19 protein-coding genes are annotated in these 21,358 nt (G+C 43.7%); 4 read left to right on the forward strand and 15 right to left on the reverse strand.

The window, feature by feature from the left end; genetic code table 11:
- Window positions 1-4: 4 nt before the first annotated feature.
- Together fabV and LROSL1_RS08480 are read right to left on the reverse strand one after the other, a co-directional pair.
- The gene (fabV, locus tag LROSL1_RS08475; RefSeq protein WP_404825830.1) at window positions 5-1,213 is read right to left on the reverse strand and encodes an enoyl-ACP reductase FabV; all 1,209 of its coding nucleotides are present in this window, start codon (window positions 1,211-1,213) and stop codon (window positions 5-7) included.
- A gap of 585 nt (window positions 1,214-1,798) precedes the next feature.
- Entirely contained in the window at window positions 1,799-2,551 is a 753-nt protein-coding gene (locus tag LROSL1_RS08480) for an MIP/aquaporin family protein (protein WP_178914948.1), read from the reverse strand.
- A gap of 417 nt (window positions 2,552-2,968) precedes the next feature.
- On the opposite strand from LROSL1_RS08480, the gene LROSL1_RS08485 reads away from it, so the two are divergent.
- Window positions 2,969-3,766, forward strand: coding sequence for an enoyl-CoA hydratase-related protein (locus tag LROSL1_RS08485; protein ID WP_178914351.1), 798 nt, complete (start codon window positions 2,969-2,971; stop codon window positions 3,764-3,766).
- A 231-nt stretch (window positions 3,767-3,997) separates the two neighbouring features.
- On the opposite strand, the gene LROSL1_RS08490 is transcribed toward LROSL1_RS08485, so the two are convergent.
- The 10 genes from LROSL1_RS08490 to deoC form a co-directional block, all read right to left on the reverse strand.
- Window positions 3,998-4,441, reverse strand: a complete 444-nt coding sequence (locus LROSL1_RS08490) for a MaoC family dehydratase (protein WP_178914352.1) — start codon at window positions 4,439-4,441, stop codon at window positions 3,998-4,000.
- 508 nt (window positions 4,442-4,949) lie between these two features.
- A complete protein-coding gene (locus tag LROSL1_RS08495; RefSeq protein WP_178914353.1) occupies window positions 4,950-5,531 on the reverse strand; it encodes a hypothetical protein in 582 nt (193 codons plus the stop codon).
- A gap of 2 nt (window positions 5,532-5,533) precedes the next feature.
- Window positions 5,534-6,187, reverse strand: coding sequence for a hypothetical protein (locus LROSL1_RS08500; RefSeq protein ID WP_178914354.1), 654 nt, complete (start codon window positions 6,185-6,187; stop codon window positions 5,534-5,536).
- A 71-nt stretch (window positions 6,188-6,258) separates the two neighbouring features.
- Window positions 6,259-7,104, reverse strand: a complete 846-nt coding sequence (locus LROSL1_RS08505) for a competence protein ComK (RefSeq protein ID WP_178914355.1) — start codon at window positions 7,102-7,104, stop codon at window positions 6,259-6,261.
- Window positions 7,105-7,329: 225 nt separating this feature from the next.
- Complete coding sequence (locus LROSL1_RS08510; RefSeq protein WP_178914356.1) at window positions 7,330-8,670, reverse strand: cytosine permease; 1,341 nt, start codon at window positions 8,668-8,670, stop codon at window positions 7,330-7,332.
- Between the two features lie 361 nt (window positions 8,671-9,031).
- Window positions 9,032-10,330 (reverse strand): pyrimidine-nucleoside phosphorylase, encoded by a 1,299-nt coding sequence (locus LROSL1_RS08515; protein ID WP_178914357.1) that lies wholly within the window; start codon window positions 10,328-10,330, stop codon window positions 9,032-9,034.
- A 19-nt stretch (window positions 10,331-10,349) separates the two neighbouring features.
- Window positions 10,350-11,312, reverse strand: a complete 963-nt coding sequence (locus tag LROSL1_RS08520) for a sugar-binding transcriptional regulator (RefSeq protein WP_042655456.1) — start codon at window positions 11,310-11,312, stop codon at window positions 10,350-10,352.
- 182 nt (window positions 11,313-11,494) lie between these two features.
- Window positions 11,495-12,205, reverse strand: coding sequence for a purine-nucleoside phosphorylase (gene deoD, locus LROSL1_RS08525; protein WP_017262855.1), 711 nt, complete (start codon window positions 12,203-12,205; stop codon window positions 11,495-11,497).
- Between the two features lie 25 nt (window positions 12,206-12,230).
- Complete coding sequence (locus LROSL1_RS08530; RefSeq protein ID WP_017262854.1) at window positions 12,231-13,442, reverse strand: phosphopentomutase; 1,212 nt, start codon at window positions 13,440-13,442, stop codon at window positions 12,231-12,233.
- Between the two features lie 114 nt (window positions 13,443-13,556).
- Window positions 13,557-14,243: a deoxyribose-phosphate aldolase gene (gene deoC, locus LROSL1_RS08535; RefSeq protein WP_178914358.1), complete on the reverse strand. Its 687-nt coding sequence runs from the start codon at window positions 14,241-14,243 to the stop codon at window positions 13,557-13,559.
- A 394-nt stretch (window positions 14,244-14,637) separates the two neighbouring features.
- Here deoC and LROSL1_RS08540 point away from each other — a divergent pair, with 394 nt between their 5' ends.
- On the forward strand, window positions 14,638-15,192 hold the full coding sequence (locus LROSL1_RS08540; protein ID WP_178914359.1) for a sigma-70 family RNA polymerase sigma factor: 555 nt from the start codon (window positions 14,638-14,640) through the stop codon (window positions 15,190-15,192).
- Between the two features lie 127 nt (window positions 15,193-15,319).
- Here the strand turns inward: LROSL1_RS08540 and LROSL1_RS08545 are convergent, their stop codons facing one another.
- On the reverse strand, window positions 15,320-16,051 hold the full coding sequence (locus tag LROSL1_RS08545; RefSeq protein ID WP_017262851.1) for a transaldolase: 732 nt from the start codon (window positions 16,049-16,051) through the stop codon (window positions 15,320-15,322).
- Between the two features lie 413 nt (window positions 16,052-16,464).
- Here LROSL1_RS08545 and LROSL1_RS08550 point away from each other — a divergent pair, with 413 nt between their 5' ends.
- Window positions 16,465-17,607 (forward strand): ArgE/DapE family deacylase, encoded by a 1,143-nt coding sequence (locus LROSL1_RS08550; RefSeq protein ID WP_178914360.1) that lies wholly within the window; start codon window positions 16,465-16,467, stop codon window positions 17,605-17,607.
- A 42-nt stretch (window positions 17,608-17,649) separates the two neighbouring features.
- Entirely contained in the window at window positions 17,650-18,486 is an 837-nt protein-coding gene (locus LROSL1_RS08555; protein WP_017262849.1) for a Cof-type HAD-IIB family hydrolase, read from the forward strand.
- A gap of 345 nt (window positions 18,487-18,831) precedes the next feature.
- Here the strand turns inward: LROSL1_RS08555 and budA are convergent, their stop codons facing one another.
- Window positions 18,832-19,548: an acetolactate decarboxylase gene (gene budA, locus LROSL1_RS08560; RefSeq protein WP_178914361.1), complete on the reverse strand. Its 717-nt coding sequence runs from the start codon at window positions 19,546-19,548 to the stop codon at window positions 18,832-18,834.
- Between the two features lie 33 nt (window positions 19,549-19,581).
- Complete coding sequence (gene alsS / locus LROSL1_RS08565; RefSeq protein WP_178914362.1) at window positions 19,582-21,261, reverse strand: acetolactate synthase AlsS; 1,680 nt, start codon at window positions 21,259-21,261, stop codon at window positions 19,582-19,584.
- Window positions 21,262-21,358: the final 97 nt, after the last annotated feature.

Consider the following 21,358-nt stretch of genomic DNA (forward strand, 5'->3'; position numbering starts at 1 on the left):
GATCCTATGGACGTAATTTTGTTAACGCATCAAAGTCAACTTCGTCTTCATCAGCACCGGGAACCTCAAATCCGTTTAGTTGCATAAATTCGCGACGGAATTCTGCGTAGCCAGTTAAATCTGTGTTGAAGTTTTCAGGGGTGATCTTGGCCATTAATGTGGCAACCTTTTCCTGAATATCTGGTCGTAATTCCCATGCATCTGGACGCAAACGACCATTTTCATCCACTTCACGTTTGGTGCCATAAACCATGTCACGGAACAAACGATCCTTATGCATAATTGGTGTTTCATGCGTACCAGTCTGCTCTTCAACCTTGTATAGAGCCAAGCAATACAGTGGGAAGATCGGAATAACAACAGACGCTTTAGTCGTTACAGCCCGTGAAACGGAAATCAGCGCTTCCCCGTTGATGTCGTCTAGATTCTTTTGAATCTTGTGTGATGAGGCTTCCGCTGCGTCCTTTGCGGCACCCAATGTTCCTTCATGGTAGAAGGCATACGTACTCTTTGGTCCAATATAAGAGTACAAGATGGTCTTAAAGCCCTCAGCTAACACGCCGGCCTTCTTCAACTGATCAACCCAAATTTCCCAGTCTTCACCACCCATAACATGCTTAGTGGCTTCAATTTCGTCCTCCGTTGCCGGATCAACCGTCTGTTCAAACAGCTCATCCTTTTCCAAATTGATGTTTTCACCGGTAACCGATTGACCAACCGTTTTGATAACTGAACGCCATGTTTCATCTGGGTTATCTGGGTTTGTCCGTTTTGGTGCAGCTACTGAATAAACTAACAGGTCCAACGGGCCACCGAATTCCTGTTTAATGTAATCAATGACTTGATCCTTCATTGCTTGCGTAAAGCAGTCACCATTAAAGTTCTTCGCTTTCAAGCCAGCCTTCTCGGCTTCTTCCCTAAAGTAAATATTGTTATACCACCCAGCGGTACCAAGCATTGTCTCATCCTTAGGTGGTCGTTCAAACGCCACGCTGATGGTGTCAGCCCCTTGCCCAAACGCTGCGGTAATCCGGCTTGCTAGTCCATAACTGGATGAACCGCCAATGATCAAGGCCTTTTTGGCACCAGTGTAACTGCCCTTACCTTGAACATAAGAAATTTGATTGAGAATCTCTTGACGACATCCGTATGGGTTGACTGAACGTGCAACATTGCCCTTTAATTTCTCGCTGATTTTAACCATTTTACCCATTTCTGACATTTTTAATTCCACCTTTGTTTTGTTGATTCAATGCATTGGTAAACAAATTGTCACGCTGGTTTATGACTCAGAAAGTTTGAAAGTGCTCGCTGATTGCATTAAATAGCATCTGCATAACAATCATTTACTTGAACCTCTAACATTCAATGACAATGAGAAGAGTTGCTCACTTATTGAACGTTTGAGATTAACTTCACATCATTACGGTGCTTAAGATAATTGATAACTTGCAAGTTAAGACGTTTCAGATAATTATCTTCGAGTACAATGTAAGCCCTTTCACAATAAGATACCAATACACGTTTTTCATTTTTGCAATAACGAAAAGTTATACTACCGATATAGTCGCATTCAACTCTTGTTTTTTGCGTTTTTTTCACAAACTTTTGTTTTAGCTTAAGTTTTTCGTTGAGCGCAACACATGATACGGTTTGACTTTCTCAGGTACTACGAAGACGACGTTCATGGGAAAATGTACCCATAAACGTCGTCTTTATATTAGATGAGCAAAAGCCAGTGTTATGTCGCGCGTTTTCAAAACACACCGTCGTTGTAGCCCTTCTGTCTTCGCATAAACTATAATCCGAAAAAGATCTTATAAACGAAAATTCCAATGAACGCCCCTACAATCGAGCCTAATACTGGTACCCAACTGTACTCCCAGTGTGAGTCTCCCTTATTAGGAATTGGCATCAACGCATGCACGATGCGCGGTCCTAAATCACGGGCAGGATTCAAGGCCGGACCGGTTGGACCCCCAAGTGAAATCACCATGGTGGCGATCAGTAACCCGACCCCAATATTGGCAATGTCCACATTTTGATGGAAGAACATGCCACGATATAATCCCATGGCACCGAAGACTAATGCAAACGTCCCCACTGTTTCAGCCAAAAAACCATTTAATTTGCTGCCCGCCGCATCTGCCGTGGAAAAGGTGCCTAAAATTAGGCCCTGATCCTTGGTTCGTTTGTAATACGGCCAGTAGATCAACACAATAAGTAATTGACCAAACATGGCACCAGCAAACTGAGCAATCAAATAACCGGTGACATGTGTCCAAGGAAAGATGCCGGCAAAGGCTTCTGCCAGTGTAATCGCCGGATTTAAGTGATTCCCAGAAATGGAACCAAACATCATCGCCGGTATCATAACCCCAAAGCCATACCCAAGGGCAATAAACAACCAGCCCCCATTCGCCTGCCCTGGATCACCATTACCCGTGGTATCTTTAAGAAAAGAATTGGCCACGGCCCCGTTACCAAACATCACCAAAATCATCGTTCCAAAAAACTCTGCAGCCAATCGTGCGTCCCATGTGCCACTCATCATCACTGCCTCCTCGTCGTCTGTTGAATCACGCCGTGCGGGGTTCGTTCATTCATTGTCAAATTAAGCACGAAGCGATTCGATTTTTTAACAATTTGAACTATAACGGACGCTTTTTTCGATGTAAACGCTTACAGTTTCTCATTGTGTACATAACCATAAGTTATAATCGGCAAAAATGTGGACCTCACGGTTAAAAGCAGCACTGTTTTCCGATTTTTTCACAAATTTGGCCGCAAAACTTTTTAGAACCAATTTCTGATCATATCTTTAAACGCTGGTTTAATCACATTTCAGTTTTTACCATCACGACCTATTTTTTGTGAGGTAACTTGCAAATTCACAAAATCTTTGTATGATGTGAATTGAAAGTGCTCGCTGGTAACTTGTTTCTCAAACGAAAGGATGTTACTAACGATGATTAAAGCTAAAACGTACGAAAATGTATTGCTTGATGTAGATAACGAGATTGCCACCCTGACGATTAACCGTCCTAAATCCATGAATGCGTTAAACACAGCAACCCTGACAGAAATTGGCCAAGCTTTAGATGAAGTCCGTGACAATGCAGATTTAATCAAGGTGCTGATCATTACCGGGGCTGGTGAAAAGGCCTTTGTAGCTGGCGCTGATATTTCCGAAATGCGTGATATGAATTCGCTACAAGCAGCGACCCTATCCAAGTTGGCGCATGAGTCATTTGGTAAGATTGAAAATCTGTCTCAATTAACCATTGCTGCTGTCAATGGTTACTGTCTCGGTGGTGGCTTGGAGTTAGCCAGTTCTTGTGATATTCGAGTCGGTTCCAGCAAGGCTAAGTTTGGTCAACCTGAAGTGACACTCGGTATTGTCCCAGGGTTTGGTGGTACACAACGCTTAACTCGTTTAGTTGGCCGTGGTAAAGCCAAGGAAATGATCGCAACCGGTACCATGGTTGATGCTCAGGAAGCCTATCGGGTTGGCATCATCGAAGAAATTGCTGAACCTGATGAATTAATGGACAAGGTTCACGCACTGGCAAACACAGTCATCAAGAGTGGTCTGATTGCTGTTGGCATGGCAAAATACGTCATTGACCGGGCTGCTGATTTACCATTAGATACGGCCATCGATTTTGAAACTCAGATGTGGGCCCAAACATTCGCCACCGAAGATCAAACGGAAGGAATGACCGCCTTCCTTGAAAAGCGCAAACCTGCTTTTCCACAAAAATAATGCTTGGTAACAGATAACTCATTCACACGTGTTAATCTGAAAAAACATTGTTGGTTACCAAAAGCGGCGCCTCGTAAAATTTACGAGACGCCGTTTTTATCGTTCAATATTTAATTACCAATCTTGCACTCATCTAAGGAGGTGTAACATAATTTTGTTTGGCGTGAACGCTTCGAGTAATATCACGTTCCAAAGTCCTGAGAATTCCGCTTAACCCAAAACGGACTTATGTCACAGCTCCTCGCGCTTAGCCGGCATAATCGTGGCTTCACCCTCTGTCACAATCTCGCCATCTTGATTCGTCACGATGGTAGAAATTGTGGCGATCTTAAAGTGCGGTTTTTCAACAATCTTTGTGACTTCAGCCTTAACAACCAACACGTCATCAAAATGAACTGGCCGATCGAACCGTAATGACTGGCCAAGATAGATTGCGCCAGGTCCAGGCATCTTTGTGCCTAAACAAGCAGAAATCATCCCAGCTGAAATCATGCCATGCGCAATTCGTCCATGAAATTGGGTCTTAGCGGCAAATTCATCATCCATATGCATCGGATTGTAATCACCAGTAACTTCCGCAAATTTTTCAACGTCTTGCTTTGTGACACGTTTTGAAAACTCCCCTGTCATCCCAACTTTTAGTTCATCATCATAGATAATCTTATATTCTGACATGTTAGCCATCCTCCGATAATGTTTTATGCTCGCTGAATCACAAAACAATAATGTGATTATGTTGTGCAATTTCATTATCGGATGAAAGCGCTTACGTTACCAATACCAATAATTTATCGTACCTATACCCTGACGTAATGCATCAACATAGGTGACGATTTAATTTCGTTCAGATTCTAGTTTGGGAAACAATAGACAAGCAAACAATTGTTGAGTAACAAAAAAGTCATTTACGATTGAAACGTAAATGACTTTTCCGTTTGACACGCACCCTACTGGTTGTGTTAACTGGATGCCATCAAAATAAAACAAAAGTTGTGAAAGTAGTGTGCGTTCGGCGGGTTATGACGTATTTATAGACTGAACCGGTTATGAAGGGGATGTGTTTTCGCAATCCCGTGCCTAATGTGAAAAGCTTGAATCGTTCCAAAGCAAGAGTCAATTTTGGCAATGGAAAATGTTAGTGAACCACTAAGTACCACAATGGCAAAACCTTTATTAACAACAATTAACCATCATTTTTCTCAACCAGCATCATAATTGAAGCGCTAATCTGCTGAATCATCTCAGTTGTCAGTACAGGATTAAGCACCCGCAATGTCTGCATACCAACTTCCATCAACCACTGGCTATCTGCACTCATCCCCAACAAGGCATGAAACGCTAACTCTAAGTTAGTCGCGGTGCCGTTCAATTGTTTGGAAGATAAATCGTCAGGTTCAGCCGCATAGTAATTGGCGCGAACTTGTTCGTGTAGCAGCTCATAATCTTTTAGTAGTTCGGTTTGATTAACCATGAGTGCTTTTAAACGGTTGTGTAATGCCTGACTGCCATTAGAAAAATGTACCAAATTGGTTTCATTTTCCAGCTGCTCCAAAACATTATAATCTTCAGTCAACGCGAACGTCTGCAATTGACAAACAAATACATTGTTCAAATAAGCCATTAAATCAAACTGTTGACCATTGACCAAGCCTGTTAGATGTTGGTCCGATAACCCCTTAATGCCTGCTAACGGGTCATCCACACTCACGCCACGCTGGTGAAACAGTTTCTTGTCTGTCTGACTTAAAGGGGTCACATATTGCATGTTCACTGCTCCTTTCCAGCTATGTCGTTGCTTTGAGAGCCATCTGTATCATTTTGAGGCCCTTGCTGGCCATGATTCTCATTCATGTCAACTTTGCGTTCTTTTGGACCATGCTTTGGTGCTAACTTAGCCTGAATTTCAGTTGCGACCGTTTCGACATTTACATCTGGATTAATATTTGCCAGGATTTCCATGATGTTAAAGAATTCCCACTTTAAATCAACCTGGAACATAATGTAATCATAGCCAAACAGATCTTGAGACCGCCATTCACTACGTGGCTTATTAAGTAGCTCTTGAGGGAACCCTTGCTCCGCCTGTTTTGCTAACTTAACCCGTTCTTGTTCAAACGGACCGAACTGATCAGCATGTGCTTTCGTGTTAGCTGATAAACGATCCCCAGTTAACTTATGCCATGTTTGTAGCTGCGACCACCACTCCTGGTTAATGGTGTCCACTAAACGGTTAAAATCTAACTGAACGGCGACATAGTCTGACAGTAAATCGTTCAAGTCAACATCACTGCCCTCAAAATTTCCTGTCATATTAGGAACTTGTTTTAAACTGTCGAATACACTCAGTGGATCATGTACAGGAATCTGGTAGTCATGAAAGACCTGTTGTTCTTGCTTCGTGATCGGTGTCGTAAAACTCATTGCGAAAGCCTCTCTTTGTGTTGTTTTGTTGTCTTTATCATAACGCTACGGAATCCGCTTTCATAGAAAAACTAGTTTATCTCGTTGTCCTTATCTGACACAAAGTGACGTGTTTTCGGTACAATTAAATGCCCATGTCCCCTTAAAAACTGGCGTGCTTCTTTTGCAATCGTTTCACGGTCTAAATTGAGCACGGCATCGTAGCCATCCACTAGGAAATCCTCTAACCCCGCTACCATTAAAACTTCAACCGTGTGCGCATAAAATTCTGTTTCGTCATGTAAAACTTGTTCAGGTCGCATTCCTAATACTTGTGCCAACTTATTGGTGAAATTCGGCCGACACCGATCAAAACCACTATTTTCAACCATCAATTCCAATTGCTCCTTCTGCAATTGAATAATCGTCGCCGCATCTCTTAATCGTTGCAGCATAAAATAATGTGACAACGGTAAAATGAGCTTCATGTTATTTTTAAAAATCAGCAAGGTTTCATGAGTCAAGCGACGAACCTGAACTAATTTGTAAAATCCTAACCATCCAGTCTCTCGCATCGTTGATCCCGCGGTTGGTACAAAACCATATTTACCGTTTACGTAAGGTGTGTAATGTTGCTGCCCCAAAAAGTGATGGGCAATCGCCATTTGTTGGCGAGTCCGACTGTTTTTAGCCATCAATTCTCGCATCAGCGTGCCACACGGTCGGCGCACCAATAATGGTCCCAGACGATAATCCAGAATCAACGTTAGTCGTTTTTGCTTCACGGTCACAGGTAAAACCAGCAAGGTCGTTGTTAAACTGATTTCGAAGTCCGCAATAGTTTCTTGTGTGGTCCCTAAATGATTAATAAATGTTGATACTCGTAAATCGATTGTTTGATCGCGCAAACTGGCGGTTGAAAATTGTTGCTGGCTCATTCTTGATCCCCTTAAAAATAATGTATCGGTAGAATAACGATTAATTTTCATTAATGCAATTCATTAGACGGCAATAAACTCACAAAAGTACCGGTCCAGCAAAAAATTAAACGCAACATATTAATGACGTTATCATCATTAATATGTTGCGTTTAACGTTTGTAAACGGATTATATATTATCAACGACCATTGAAAAGCGAAGTCGCCGCACCCGCGATATTTATTTAATTATTTTCGGGTACCGTATTCCTTAATTTTACCGTTACCCGGCTCAGTACCAAATGTAGACTAGCTGTAATGAGCATTGCAAACACTGTTGCACCAACTGTGTTTGTTACCCAGCCGACTTGTCGTAACAAGAAATAGCTCAATATTCCTAAGCCCCAGTTTACATAGGCTAACCAGTTCACCCTTGGTGCGTTAGCAAACATATTATCAGTATAGTGTGCGCCGTGGATAAGATAATAATCGACTAAAATAATGGCAATCTCCGGTCCCAAGATCATGCCCACATAATCCAAAAACATCGTGAACACACCCAAAAAACTGTTAGACCACAAAGGAATCAATGTCATCAGCGTCGCCAACACCGTTACTAGCCATAAAGCTGGTGTAAGTCGAAGTCGTTTAAAAATGTTAGTCAATGCCGTTCCGGCAGCCATTAGATTAACTGCGTTTGCAGTAGTACTCGTCAATACAATCACAATCATTGCCAAAATACCTAAGCCAAGCCGTGAAGCCACTGTACTCGGGTCCGATGCATTGGGATCAAAGCTATGAAGTGTTACCGCTGCACCAATGGTAGCAATGATGCCGACGAGAGCAAACCAGAACAGTCCCACTGTGCCGCCAATAAACGGCGCTACTGTGGCAGCCGTCTTATTCTTAGCAAACTTGGTGAAATCAGCACCAGCAGTCACCCAAGCGAGGTTAAACGCCGCTAACGTATCAATCGCGTTACCGGTTGGCAAATGGAACTTAACTGGCACTTGCCACTGAGTCAACTGATTCAACGATACGGTTTGAAAAACCGCCCATGTTTCCCACAATACCAGTAAAATTACCAACACAATCCCAACACGCTCAATAATCCGCACGGACCGTTGGCCGAGCGAAATGCTAATCAGATGCAAGATTGACATCATCAAAATACCAAAGATAATGCCTTTTAACCCGCCACGTTGACCAAAAACTGGCCAGCCCAGTAAATCATGAAGCAAATAACTAATAGAACCGGCTGCAATAAATGTGTTTACCGCAGCCCAGCCCATAAACTGAACCACGTTGACTAATGACGGCCCAACGCTACCCCAACGACCAAACGAAACATTCGTCAAAGCCATTGTAGAGCGTCGCGTTTGAAACCCCATATACCCGACTAGAGCCAGTAGCAGGTAAGCGACTGGACCGGTGATCATTAATACTTTCATCGCCCCACCCAGTCCTAGTGCAGCCAATACGCCACCAACATACCAGGTGCCGTTGTTGGCATTGGCCCCAATCCATGTCGCCGTCTGATCCCAAAAACTCATACTGTGTGATGCTTCTGATGCTGTTTGCTTCATGTCTCTTCCTCCGTTTGCTGTTAAGAAAAAGCGCTACCAACACATTAGTGTCAGTAACGCTTATAATTAACAATATTTGCGGAAAATGACTGAGGGGCCACGATGCCCTTAACTTGTTGTTCGAAAAAAAGATTCGTCAAAAACATCATGGTCTTGCCTCCAAAAAAGGTCCGCTCACTGTCGGACAGTTATTTTCTAAAGTAGTTTAGCAATAATCGCATGCAAATTCAAGCGCGTGACCCAAAACTCACCATGCCTTCTTCAATACAAGGACGGCACCGCTGGCCCAAGACACTCACCTGTATCAAACTTAAGTTCAAATGTCACTTGAGTACACGGTAACTTGCTCTAACCCCAAACTTTAATCGATAACCTCGTGGATGAGTGTCAATGGCTGCGCCTCATCACCAATTGAAATATTTGCTTCAATCAATTGCTGAACATCGCTAACATCCTCTCGGTTACTGTGAATTGTCAAAATCGTGTCACCTTGATGAACTTCGTCACCAACCTTTTTGGACAACGTCAAACCGACAGCATAATCCAATTGATCATCTTTCTTCTGACGGCCACCACCAAGCATCATCGCAGCAATGCCCATTTCATCTGCCTTCATTTTGGTGATAACGCCATCACGAGCCGCCAATATCGGCATTTGATAGGTTGCCTGAGGCATCATTGTTGGGTTTTCAATCACGCGACCGTCACCACCCTGAGCGATGATCATTTCTTTGAACTTAGTCAAAGCGGAGCCATCATCAATATGCTGCTGTAGCATTTTTCTGGCAGCATCTAGATCGGTTGCTTTATTTGCCATGACAACCATTTGACTGCCAATTGTTAATACCAAATCAAGCAAATCAGCTGGGCTATTGCCCTTTAATAATGCAATTGACTCTTCAATTTCCAAGGCGTTACCAATGGCATTTCCTAATGGCTGATTCATGTCGGAAATAACCGCCATTGCATTCATACCAACACTTTTACCAATACCGACTAGTTCCTTGGCTAACGCAACTGAGTCTGCCTCTGTTTTCATAAAGGCGCCACTCCCCGTTTTAACATCCAAAACTAAGGCACCTGTTCCACTAGCAATTTTTTTACTCATAATTGAGCCAGCAATCAGCGGAATGGAATCAACCGTATCGGTTACATCCCGTAATGCGTAAATCTTCTTGTCTGCTGGGGCAATGTTTCCAGTTGCACCGACAATGGCACAGCCAACATCGCGCAACTGCTGCTTAAATGACGCTTCACTAATTTCAACCTTTAAACCTGGAATGGCCTCCAACTTATCCAGCGTGCCACCTGTATGACCAAGGCCGCGCCCAGAAATCATTGGAACCGGAATACCAACCGAGGCTACCAAAGGCGCTAATGGAATACTGGTCTTGTCACCAACACCACCGGTCGAATGTTTGTCCACCTTGACGCCAGGGATTTCACTCAAATCCAACTGATCGCCCGAATGCAACATCGTCATTGTCATGGTGGCCGTTTCTTGCTTTGTCATTCCTTTTAGATAAATCGCCATTAATAGCGCACTAACCTGATAGTCCGGAATGTCACCTTTTGTATATCCGTTAATAAAAAATTCAATTTGTTCGGTGGTTAGTTCCCCACCATTACGTTTCGTATCAATTACGTCGACCATTCTCATGGTTACTGACCTCCATCACTTAGTGAACTGGGTCATAATTTAATAGCTGAGTTGCGCTTCCTTGATCAATAATCAACGTGTTCGCATAACCTGCTGTAACAGCGCCGTGTACAGCAGGTACCTTGGCGGGATTAGCGGCAACTAACACGCTGTGTGGAATATTGGCAAGTGCATCCAGTGGAATACCAATCGTTCGCTGATCAATATTTGTATCAACCAACTGACCTTGGGCATTAATAAAGCGGGAAAATACATCGCCAACCGCATGGTCTTGTAAATAAGCTTGTTCGGCTTGAGTGAAGTATCCCAGCTTAAACAGCAACGCTGAATCACGAACTGTACCAACGGTAAAAACAGCAATATCAGCCTTTTTGCCCAGTTCAATAATATGTTTAATGTGTGTATCCTGTTCAACTAATTCCTTTGTTTGTTGGTGATCGAAAATCACTGGCAGTGGCAAGTACTGCGGTAAAGTATGAAAAGCGTTGGCAAATGTATTAACGCTTTCAAACGCAAAGTTATTACTCTGCGTATTCGCCACACTACCTTTCATCTGGACAACGGTTATGCCGCTAACATCCTTAGGATCCAAATGATTTGCAACTTGATGAATGGTTTTCCCCCACCCAAGTCCGATAATGTCATCTGTCGTTACAATTGATTCAATATATTCTGCAGCCGCTTTCCCAACACGTGACAATAAATCAGGAGTACCCGCCCCTTGTGTTGGCACAACTAGCAAATGTGTCAGCTGATACTTTTCTTGGAGCTGCGCCGTCAACGTAGCTACTGGTGTCATCGGCGCCGCAATTTCAATTTTAACCAAGCCAGTCTTTCTTGCGTACTGCAATAAGCGTGAAACCGTTGCACGTGAAATGTTCATTTCGGTTGCAATTTCGCCTTGACTCCAATTATTTTGGTAGTACAAGGTCGCTGCTTTGAGGCTATCTGCCGTTTTTTGATCATCTGTTTCCACGAACATTTCCTCTTTTCGTCCCACGGTTTCGGAATCTCTGTCACGATTGCAATTAACGTCACGTTGCCCCTAGAAACGGGTGCAATACCGGCAATAAACGAAGGGCGAATGATTTGGCAAATCGCCGAACCATTCGCCCTTTATTGATTAACCAATGTCTTCCTAAACATCTCAAACCCAATGTTGTATTACTTACCAGCAATCGCTGTTGCTAACGAAATGTTAATCATGTCGTTGAACGTTTTTTCGCGTTCCTCCGCCGTGGTTTTTTCTTCGCCAAAGATTAAGTCACTGACCGTCAACACTGACAGTGCACGGAAGTGAAGTTTGGCACCCAATAAGTATAACCCTGCTGATTCCATTTCGGTGCCAATAACACCATAATCAGCCAACTTCTTCATGTCTAGTTCATCATTATAGAAACGGTCCGCGGCAAAAATGTCACCTACTTTGGGCGTAATGCCCATCTTCTGAGCTTCATGAAAAGCCGTGTCCAACAGTTCAAAGTTAGCTAGTGGTGCATAATGAATGCCTGGTCCAAATGTATTCGCGGTTACGGCAGAGTCCGTTGTTGAACCCGATGCTAACAGCACGTCCCGTAAGTGAACATCCGGCGCCATACCGCCACACGAGCCGACCCGAATGATTGTTTTCACACCAAAGAATTTAACTAATTCATTAATGTAAATGGACATGGATGGAATCCCCATCCCTGACCCTTGAACGGAAACACGGTGGCCTTTATATTCACCAGTGTAACCAAAAGCATTCCGAACCGAATTTACCTGTTTTACGTTGGTCAAAAAGTTTTCAGCGATATACTTTGCCCGCAGTGGATCTCCTGGCAGCAAAACTGTATCAGCGTAGTCGCCCATGTTGGCGCCAATATGTGTACTCATTATGCATCCTCCTCATTCGAAAGGTTTACTTTACCGTTTCGCCATTGCTGACTTCACTCAAGAAACTCGTGCCTTCACTATTCCCTTGCACACCAAAGTTTTCCAATACTGTCGCGCCCATATCAGCAAAAGTCGGGCGAATGCCCAATGACTGATTAGCGTGCTTCATAGATGGTGAGTACGCCAGCAAAGGAACGAATTCACGTGTATGATCCGTACCGCGGTAGCCAGGATCGTTACCGTGATCAGCTGTGATCATGAGCAAATCGTCATCCTTTAAGTTTGCCAATACCTTGGTCAACCGTTGGTCAAAGTCCATTAAAGCCTGACCAAATCCTTTTGGATTACGGCGGTGACCATACATTGCGTCAAAATCGACTAGGTTCGTAAAGCAGAAACCATGGAAGTCACTAGCCATAACTTCATCCACATGATCCATTCCGTCCATGTTACTTTCATTGTGGTAGCCTTTGGTAATGCCATGGCCGGAGAAAATGTCATTAATTTTACCCACACCAATCACATCAAGTCCAGCCGCCTTTAAGCGATCCATGTCCGTTTCGCCAATTGGTTCTAGACTGAAGTCATGACGGTTAGCCGTTCGAGTAAAGTGATCCTTGTCAGGGCCAACGTAAGGACGCGCAATAATCCGGCCAATTGTCCATTCTGGTCCGTTAACTAGTGAACGCGCATATTCACAAATTTTGTACAGTTCTTTAACAGAAATAACATCTTCATGGGCCGCAATTTGAAGCACTGAATCTCCAGACGTGTAAACAATCAATTCGCCGGTCTTCATCTGTTGTTCACCATAATCATGAATAACGTCAGTTCCCGAATAAGGCTTGTTAACAATTACATGGCGGCCAGAGAAATCTTCCAGCTTTTTAATGATTTCTTCTGGGAATCCATTTGGAAAAGTCGATAAAGGTTTTCTAACAGGCAGCCCCATCATTTCCCAATGACCGTCCATACTGTCTTTACCAGCAGAAACTTCACGCATCTTACCGAATGCACCAATGGCCTGATCAGCAACTGGTACACCCTGAATCGGCTTGCCGGGACGAATGTTGCTGAGGCCTAACTTACCTAAATTAGGCAGTGCCAAATCTCCCGCATAAAATTCGCCGACATGCCCAAGTGTATCAGCACCCACATCATCGAAGTCTGCGGCGTCTGGAGCCTCCCCAATACCGACTGAATCCATTACAATTGCAAAAATTCGTTTGTATGCCATGATTTTTGAAAGTCCTTTCCTGTCTCGCTTACGCTCATATTAATGCGCAGTTATCTAAAATCACTTAACCTTTTCGTTCGGCAAGCGCTTACATTTTATCGAAAATGCGTCTTGTTAAACTGTGGCCGTTTGTGCTTTTGCTTCCTCGAGGATTGCAACTGATGCAGAGACACCTAAACGATTGGCACCTGCGTCGATCATGGCTAACGCGTCTTTCAAGCTGTGCATGCCACCAGCTGCCTTAATCTTAAAGTCAGGACCAACTGCCTCACGCATTAAACGAACGTCTTCGGCCTTAGCGCCAGAGGTGGAAAATCCAGTCGACGTTTTAACAAAATCAGCGCCACCCTTAACGGTCAACTCGGAAGCCCGTCGTTTTTCTTCATCCGTTAATAAAGCGTTTTCAATAATTACCTTAAGTAATTTACCCTTGTCATGAGTTGCCTCTGCAACCGCCTTAATATCTGTCAAAACGGCTTCATCGTTATTAGATTTTAATTCGCCAATATTAATCACCATGTCAATTTCGTCGGCACCGTTATCAATAGCCTCGTTGGTTTCAAAAACTTTCGTTGCGGTCGTTGAAGCTCCCAGTGGGAAACCAATTACAGTACAAGTGGCAATGTCGGTTCCCTCAAGCCCCTTATGAACACGGGCAACCCAGTAAGGATTGATACATACAGAAGCAGTGTTGTATTCGCGAGCCTCCGCAATAGTTTTATCAATCATTGCCGAAGTTGCTTCTGGTTTAAGCATTGTGTGATCCATGTATTTTGCGAGTTGTGCAACAGTTAATGTCATTTTATGAAACCCCTTTCATTTGTCTGACATCAGTATATCAGCAGTCGTGAACATTTGTCCACAACATTTTAGAAAATAATTTCACGGAGACAATTAAGCGCTTTATATCCGTTTAGTAAATTTACAATCTTTCATGTCTTTAATGCCTATCATTATGGCAACCACAGATTGATTGAACGGATTTAGAGACCAGTTTTAAATACATTGGTCTAGTCCAAACGATGAAGCGATTTCACGTGCTCTATTTGCACTCCCTCAGTCCGAATTTACAGCATGGTTTATTGTTCAACAGCACGTTATTCTCCTTTACGTCAACGGCCTTCGACGCAAAAAAATAATCGTTTTGACTGTGTCTGTGTACAGGGCAACAATCAAAACCAAACGAGGAAATTACATGCCCATTCATAATGAAGATGAACAATTAACACAGCAAGCCTTCACCTTTATCACACACGAAAGTAACAGCCGTGTTCTGTATGGTGTTCTGAAACGCCTTAACGTACACCCTGGAGATTCAAATTTTGACGATGCTGTTTCTGAAGGTCGCCTCATCTACGTGGCGGTATTTAAAGACTATGTGAATGCCTTCGGAGATCAGGACGCCGACGCCTTACGTCGCTATGCTTATCAACGGCTCTACTGGCGCCTGTTAGACTGGTTACGTGCTAACACTCGTCGATTAAGCCATCAAAGTGAACTTAGTGATACTGTAGTCAACCAGCTCCAAAACACGGAGGCAACAGCGATCAACACGGAAAACCATGATTTTATTAATCGACTGATCACAACTTGCACACCATCAGAAAAAAGGTTACTAAGCCATTTGCTTGATGAAGAAATGACCATTAGTCAAGCTGCGAAGTCACTTCATGTTTCCAGACCGACTCTTTACAAACACCGTGAACGTTTGGCGGCCAAGCTTCAGGCTCACTTTCCTGAATTCTTTTAACGCTACACCTTAATGGACACAAAACGGTCATCACTACCTTTCCCAGAGATAGTGATGACCGTTTCGTCGTGTTATTTTCTCAAATCGTGCGTTGTAGTCCAAGTTAATGGCAGTTATAAGTCGGTGGCTACTTAGTCAAAATCTTAAAGCCAAGTGCCTGGCTGTCGGCTTTGAAACGTTTGACTGTGTCTAATGAATACTCAGCCAGTGGTTTGCCCAATAACGTCAGCTTTTTCAATGAATCCGGCGTGCAAGTAATGATATCTGTATGCGTTTGAGCCGCCTGCATAATGTTGTAAACTTCTCGCTGACTGGCCCACAACAGCTTCAAGTTAGGCTTAAAGTGAACAATATCAGCATATTTAGACATTAATGGGCGTGGATCCACACCGGTATCAGCAATCCGGCCTGCAAAGACCGAAACAATCCCGCCTGTTGTTTCATCAAGAGCATCGCGTACGTTACGAACTTGTTCTTCCGTAAAAATAGCGGTTGCGTTAACCTTAATGCCATCATGAGACAATTTGTGAATCAACGGAATACTCGATTCACCTAAAGAATTCATGACAGGAATTTTCACATACACATGCGTTCCGAAATGACTGATAATATGTGCTTCTTCTTCCATATCGCCAAAATCATCACTGAATACCTCAAATGAAATCGGTAAATCAGGAATGCTTGCAACAGCTTGATGTGCAAATTCAATATAGTCCGTAACCCCGGCAGCCTTCATCAAAGAAGGATTGGTTGTAAACCCAGTCACTAAACCTGATTTGTAGGCATCGACCATTTGGTCAATATCTGCACCGTCAGCATAAAGTTCTACACCTAATTGATTAATTCTTGTTTCGTCCATTGGTATCACCTTTTCAATCTAAGTATATAGGCCTTTAGTACATGTTTATATCAATTGGTCTATGCTTCACACCATACCTGTTCACAATTAGCTCGACAACCAATATATTATGAGAAAACAATTAAATTCCGTTTTTTCTCTCATCAATTGTCAGAATTGGTTATTGAGTAATTGCTTATACATCAAGATATTTGAAAGATTGGTCTAGGATGGCACAGACGTTTGCACAATTCTCATGAAACAAATAATAACGGTTTTCGGTCATTTTCGTTTTTCGCATCAAGTTGCAATTTCAGGATAGTCAAACAAGACGGATGGACGTAAATTAGCTTTTTTAAACAAACCGCCACTTTTAGTCGAAATAAGTGCTATAAAGGATGTAATCGGTTTAGAAAAAGGTGGTTTGAGAATCTATGGAAGAAAAACAAGTATTAACGTTGTTAACGGATTTTATCAAAATTGATTCACGCAATGGCCATGAAGAAGCCATATCAGACAGGATTATCGCTGAACTCGGGCAGCACGGCATTACAGCCAAAAAGATTCCTTATCAAGATGGCAGAACAAATCTTTTTGCTGAACTGGATTCGGGTAAACCCGGCAAAACGTTGATGTTGACGGGTCATCAGGATACGGTAGCGGCTGACGAACATGATGATTGGCGCTTCCCACCGTTAGCAGCCCATGTTGAGAATGATCAACTTTTTGGTCGCGGGGCAGCAGATATGAAGAGCGGTCTTGCTGCCATGGTGACCACTCTGATCGACCTACATGACGCGGGGTTACCCAAAGCCGGTAAACTACAATTTCTGGCTACAGTGGGCGAAGAGTACGGTGCCCCTGGTTCACGGATGTTAACACAGGCAGGCTATGTCGACCACGTTGACGCCATGATTGTTGGAGAACCTACTAGTGATCAAATTATTTTTGCTCATAACGGTTCCATTGATTATTCTGTCGATTCAATTGGTAAATCCGTTCATTCTTCCATGCCTGAGAAAGGCATCAATGCCATTACCAACCTAGTCAAGTTTATAAATGAAGAAAACCATGCATTTGATGACGCACCAACCAGTGACGTTCTGGGTCCGGTTGTCCATTCTGTCACTGTCATCAACGGTGGTGATCAAGTTAATTCAATTCCTGGTCAAGCACACCTAGAGGGCAATATTCGACCAATTCCGGAATTTGACAATACAAAAATCATTGACCGACTGCAACAAATTATCGACAAACTCAATCAGGAACCCGGCGTGCAGTTAAAACTGACTGTCGATTTCAGTTTCTTCCCTGTTATCTCAGATCGTGAATCTTCCCTAGTTAAGATTGCCAGTGATGCCTTAGCGAAAGCGACAAAACGGCCAGCAGAATTATCCGTGATTCACGGCGCCACCGACGCCTCTGAATACACTAAGGCGGATAACAAATTCCCCATTATTGTCCTCGGACCTGGTCGGTGGGACATTGCACATCGAGTTAACGAATATGTCGACTTGAGTGATTATTTGCATTTGATTGATGTATACAAGCAAACTGCCACTGAATATCTAAGCTAACATTGCATATTACAATATCTTATTGAATAGGAGTTTCTCACTATGACCATCAAGCTCATTGCCGTTGACATGGACGGCACCTTTCTAAATGACGAAAATGACTACAATCGCGCTCGATTTGCACAACAATTCCGCCAATTGAGTGCAAAGGGCATTCATTTTGCCGCAGCCAGCGGTTCACAGTTTCAACGACTTGTTGATCAATTTCTACCCTTCAAAGATCAAATGGATTTCATCTCAGATAATGGTGCAATTGTGCACGCTCGCGATGCATTATTATTTGCTAGCGAGATTCCCCATCAGTTAGTCAATCAAACCTTGGCTGTACTGAAACAGCATTACCCTCAGCCAATGGCACTGACAACATTATCTGGCGTTAACCGTGCTTACGTGGATAGTGAAACACCAGAGCCGATTTTCCAATTGATTAAACGATACTATAATTCACTAATCCGTTTGGACCACCTGTTTGATGTCGATCCCGCAACTCTTGATGACCAACTGGTTAAAATCGCTGTCAGCTTCGATCAAACGATTAACACTGAGGCAGTGATTCCAGAAATGATTAATCAACTTCAACCTGGTTTATCTGCGATGAATTCTGGTTTTAATACTGAAGATATCGGTGTTTCTGGAGTATCAAAAGAAACTGGCCTACAGCATTTACAAGAACGTTACGGTATTCAAAATGATGAGATCATGACGTTTGGTGACAATGAGAATGATCTCGATATGTTAACGATGACGCCGCACGGATATGCCATGGCTAACGCTCATGCTGATGTGCTGGCAAAGGCGCCTCATAGGACGGACTCTAACAATGATGAAGGGGTTCTTAATGTCATCGATCGATTACTCTCCGGTTCATTGGACGTTTAGCTTCATTTCAGTAAGGAACTTGATAATGCCATAATGCCGTTAAATGCCGTTACGTTGTTGCTAAACGCCGTTCCCTGAGGACCGGTCTCAACCCGCTTAAAACGCGGTTTTCAACCTTGATTATGAGCCGAAAACCACGTCTCATAAGTCATCCCGCAACACTAAATGGGTAAAATCGCCCCATTAAGTGTTGCCGACACGGAACTCTGTTTCGCCACAACTTCACTCCATCGACCTTTTAGCTTCAAGATTGCCAAAACTACTATTAGAACAAATAAAACGACGTTGAATTTCCGTTTTTGTGGGAAATTCAACGTCGTTTTTCATTAACAAAGTCTAAGAGCGCTATTTTTCTGCTTCATTGATAGCATCATTTAAACCGGATAATTCAATGTCAGCTTTCATAAAGTCAGCATTATCTGTCGGCAAATGTAACATCAAGTTTGGTAGTACTTGCGCGGTCACCTCGCCTGTCATGACGGTAAAATCAAGCAGGTGACCGGCAAATTGATGGTCGTCACTGATAAAATGCAAGTGAAATCCACCGACAGTCGCACCTGCGTACAATGCCGGGGCAAAGTAACCGACAACAGTTCCTTGAACATTCTCCCGCGTAAATTCCGGCTGAGCGGCAGTCGCCGTCGTCAGTGGTGGATACGGTTTCGTTTGTTTAGGTGCCACCCGTACGTGTACTCGGTTAAAGATACCAGTCATCACAATGCCCGCAAAGGCATTTTTCAAGCCTGCAGTCGTTTGTAACCATGTCGTAAATGCTGGCATTGTCATGGCTGCCAATGGTGTCTTAGGCAATTGATTATCAAACGTATGGACTGAAGCGAATGGCATCGTCGCATCACCATTGACCGTGTTGACTGAACCATCAGCTCCAGCTTGAAAGGCCTGTCCATCAACAATGATCACTTCACCATCCAGACCGGCTAGTGTACCAATGCCTGTATCACCATGGTGCAGCAGTTCTTTCGTTGTGATCGTGCCGTCGAACAGCCCGGGAACTAACAGTGCCAAGGTTCCGTGCTGATATAACGTTTCTGTATCTTTCATTAACCTAAACTCCCTCTGTGCTATCGATGTTTTCTAGAATTGATCTGGCAACAGTGTCTTGCCAAGCTCTTGATTGTGTGAGTAATCAACGGGCACATCAACAATTACCGGTCCCTTTGTCGCAAAGGCTTTGTCCAGCACTTTGTTCAAATCTGCCGGGTTGTTAACCCGTAATCCCGTTGCACCAAAAGCCTCAGCGTATTTAACATAGTCAACGTGACCAAAATCAACAGCCGCATCTACACCATATTTCATTTCTTCCTGGAACTTCACCATATCATAGTGACCGTCATTCCAGATAATGTGCACAATATTGAGTCCTAACCGAACTGCAGTTTCTAACTCCTGACCGGAAAATAAGAAACCGGCGTCGCCTGAAACAGAAACAGCTTGATGATTTGGCCGTACCAGTGCCGCAGCGATTGCCCATGGTAATGCAACACCTAGTGTTTGCATCCCATTGCTGAATAGCAAATGACGTGGTTCATAGCTGCGAAAATGACGCGCCATCCAAATGTAATGGCTCCCCACATCAACACTTACAGTCATATCATCGGTAACGTGATCCTGCAGAGCGGCCACTAGCGCTAATGGCTCCACAGTTGTGTCTCCTTCACCTGCTTCAAAATTTTGATCTCGCGTCGTTAACTCTTCATGAAATTCAGCTAAAGTCTGTTTGGCAGCAGTGCTGGGCTGATATCCTTTAATCGCTGGTTGTAAGATGGCCAGTGTTTGGGCAATGTCGCCTACTAGCTGTGTTTCTGGTTGAAAGTGTTGATCCAACTGGGCTGCTGTCGCGTCGATCGTTACGATGCGGGCTTGCTTCTCAGCGTTCCAATTACGCGGTTCGTATTCAACCGCATCATAACCAATGGCAATCACTAAATCTGCCTGTTTTAGCAAACGATCCCCTGGCTGATTCCGAAATAATCCGACACGACCAAAGTAGTGGTCGGCTTCCAAATCGCGAGAAATAATTCCGGCGCCTTGGAACGTTTCAACCACAGGAATGTTTGCAACTGTCACGAGGTGGCGAATCGCACTGGTGACTTCTGGTGAAGAAGCTCGCATGCCGGCAAGAATAACGGGCAATTTCGCACTACGAATCTCCTGAGCCAATAAACTAATATCTGCGGGACTTGCTGGTCCCAAAACGGGCGCTTGCAATGGTTCCAACGCTGGGCTGGTAACTTCGGCGTCATCCACATCCTGTGGCAAAGAAACAAAGCTCGCGCCCTGTTTGCCAGCAGTCGCGGATTCAAACGCATTTGCCAACACTTCTGAAATGTTTTCTGGATCTTGAATTTCCGCAGAGAATTTCGTGATTGGCTTAAATAATGCCGCATTTGCCATGCTTTGGTGGGTCAACCGTAGTAAGTCCTTACGTGGAACTTGTCCCCCAATGGCAACTACGGAATCACCTTCGGCTGTCGCAGTGACCAAACCAGTTGCTAAGTTACTTGCACCTGATCCTGAAGTAACTGCAACTACCCCTGGTTCGCCTGTAAGTCGGCCAATCCCCGCCGCAATAAAGGCCGCGTTTTGTTCATGTCGTGCGACAACCAGCTTAGGCGATTGCGGATCAGTAGGATGAGCCAAACGCTCAAATAAACGATCAATCTTAGCACCAGGAATACCAAAAACATACTTCACATTATGGTTAATCAAGCTCTCAACAACGGCATCAGCGCCGTAACGAGTTTCTTCAGTCATGAATAATCTCCTTAATTAATTCGTGACGTAGCGACCGTTTTCGGCCAGCAAATACGTTCACTTGTGAAAAAATCATAGTCCCAGCGTACCACACTTT

The sequence above is a fragment of the Furfurilactobacillus rossiae genome, assembly GCF_013394005.1.
Taxonomy (GTDB): Bacteria; Bacillota; Bacilli; order Lactobacillales; family Lactobacillaceae; genus Furfurilactobacillus; species Furfurilactobacillus rossiae.